Here is a 2633-nt window from a genome sequence, read left to right as displayed (position 1 = left end):
TGTCAAGGGCCATGAGTTTCTGCCCACCAGCGGTCAGGTTATCTACCCACTGGTGGCCAGCAATAATGCCCGGATATGGCCATGAGATCTGCCCGCAAATATAGATTTGTGGTTGGCCAGTCCGATCCAGTGCTTTAGCTCATTTGTGTCACGCCCTTCCCAGCCAGTGCTTGTGTCAGCCTGACGGAGTCACCACTGGTCTGACACAGATGGGCATGATGCAACAGCCGATCAACGGTCGCTGTCGCCAGGGTCTTGGGCATGAGTTCATCGAAGCCAGCCGGGTGCAGATTAGAAGAAATCGCGATAGAGCGTTTCTCGTAGGCAGCATCCACGACTCGGTAAAGCCCTTCGGCAGCGTCGGTTCCCACGGGCAACAGGCCAATGTCATCGATCACGACCAGATCAGCGCGCAGCACCCGGGTGATAGCTCTAGTGACGCTGTCATCAGTGCGGTGAGCGCGGATGAGCTGACCGAGGTCCTCAAGCCGGAACCACGCCACACGCAGCCCTTCTTCGACGGCTTGCTGGCCCAGAGCCTCGAGAAAGAAGGTTTTCCCGGTACCAGAAGGGCCACAAACGACCAGGTTTTCCCCGCGCCGGATCCATTCCAGGGTCCGTAGGGCTTGCTGAGTCGGGGCCGGGATCGAGGAAGCGGCCGGGTCCCAGACATCGAAGGTTTTCCCGGTCGGGAACCCGGCAGCTTTGCGCCGGGTGGCGAGCATCGAGGCGGCCCTGCCACGGATTTCCTCGGCGAAGAGGGCCTTGATGACCTCGGCCGGTTCCCAGCGCTGGGCACGGGCGGTAGCGACGAGTTCCGGGGCCAAGGCGCGGGCGTGGGGCATCTTCAAGGAACGCATCATCGCCTCGAGGTCCTGTGGCAGTGCCGGGGCGGTGGTGTTGATCGGGTTCACTGCTTTACCTCACTGACGGTGGCGGTTGTGGTGGTGATCGCGGCCCAAGCACCGGTGCCCTGCGTCAAGGAGGTGCCCTCGCTCGCGGCATGGGTGATGGTGCTGGCCCGCCCTGCTTGCAGGATCGAGGAGAGGTCTCCGTGGGCGAAGCGGCCATGAATCGCCGCAGTCCCTAGGGCCCGGTCAACGTCAATGACGCCTGCGATCTTCGCCAACGACACTGCTTCAGCCATTTTCACGGTGATCCGTTGAGTGCCAACCGCGGCTGCTTCTTTTAGCCAGGTAACGGCACCACCACCGATGGCTAGGAACTCCGCCTCGGCCCCGGTACGGGCCCTGGGCGTGTAGTCGCCCGGGATCTTTTCCACATACCCGGGGAAGTGCTCGTCATTGATTGCAGGGCTCCCCGGCCTGGCCCTGTAATGGCGGGCGACTTCCACCGGGCCGGTCACGCCATGGTGAACAATGACGACCTTCTCATCCGGGCCAGCCCCGTGGGAACGAACGAACACCCGCTGCCCCAAAAGGTGGGACGGCACGGAATACATGGCGTTGTTGAACGTGACCATGGGCGTGTTCGGCGGAACCGTGCGGGCCAAACCGAAGGAGACCGTGTGGGCATCGTCCGGAACCCGGTGCAGGCGCAGGACCTCCTCGGCAAGCATCGCCGCCGGTTTACGCTTGGTGCTGCGGTGCTCACGAGTATTGATGTGGGCCATGAATTCCTCACACGCGGCCTCCACCTCAGCGAAGGAGCCATACACCTCACGCAGGTTCGTTTCCTTGGGCACGATGTCAGCCTTAGCGACCTTTACCGCGTTCTCTACCCCGCCCTTGGAAGCAGGATCTGCCGGCTGACAGGTTAATACGGTCACCCCGTAGTAGCGGGCGAAATCAACGGTTTGCAGGTTCCTGATCGGCACTCCGGCCACATGGGATACCGTTACCGTCTTCTCATTGTCAGTCAGGATGTAAACCGGTGCCCCTCCGATAATGCGGAAACAGCGATCAAGAGCGGCGAACACCGATGGTGCTGTCCGGTCCCGCAAAGCGATAACGATCCGGAACCGTGACCATGCCAGCCACGCCACGAACAACACCGACTTCACACCATCAATAGCCGGGCCGTCGCCGAAATCGTATTGTAGCCAGCCACCTGGCTCGGTCACCCATGGGCGGTGCACGCGTACCCGTCCGAGCTTCCACGCGTCCTTAACTTGGGCCATCGCGCGGCGGGTGGAACGCTCCGATCCCTCAAAGCCCATACCCACCAACTTCTGGTGGGCGACATCGGCTCGGATCCGGCCCCGCGTCTTCTCCACGAGCTCTTCGATCTTGGGCAGGTACTCATCAGTGATCTTTTCCCTGGATACTGGTTCCGCCAAAGGCCGTCCGGCCTCTCGGGCCCCGACGTGCTTGGCCACGGTGTGGTGCGAACAACCCGCAAGGACTGCCGCGGCACGAAACGACTTCGTAAGATCGTACGCTTCAAGAATTTCCATGATTTCTCCGTCAGACTTCATACAGAGCCTCTTCCTGGTTTGGTTTGGTGCGACTAGACACCGACATCAAACCCCAGGAAGGGGCTCCCGCCGTTAAGAACACGACGAGGCTAGTAAAAAGAGTGGGCAGATCTCATGGCCACCAATGGGCATTTCTGCTGGCCATCAGTGGGCACTTTCGTGGCCGCCTATGGGCAGTTTTTCATGGCCGCTAACA

2 protein-coding genes are annotated in these 2633 nt (G+C 61.0%); both read right to left on the bottom strand.

What is annotated here, in order from left to right:
* Positions 1–134 precede the first annotated feature (134 nt).
* Positions 135–914, bottom strand: a complete 780-nt coding sequence (istB, locus tag CXQ93_RS20050; protein WP_308470646.1) for an IS21-like element helper ATPase IstB — start codon at positions 912–914, stop codon at positions 135–137.
* Positions 911–2437, bottom strand: coding sequence for an IS21 family transposase (gene istA / locus CXQ93_RS20045; RefSeq protein ID WP_181036251.1), 1527 nt, complete (start codon positions 2435–2437; stop codon positions 911–913). Before istA ends, istB begins: the two co-directional genes overlap by 4 nt.
* Positions 2438–2633 lie beyond the last annotated feature (196 nt).

It is taken from the genome of Arthrobacter sp. N199823, from assembly GCF_002929705.1.
Classification (GTDB): Bacteria; Actinomycetota; Actinomycetes; order Actinomycetales; family Micrococcaceae; genus Specibacter.
The sequence above is the reverse complement of the archived record's forward strand: the minus strand, read 5'-3'. Positions and strand labels throughout refer to the sequence as shown.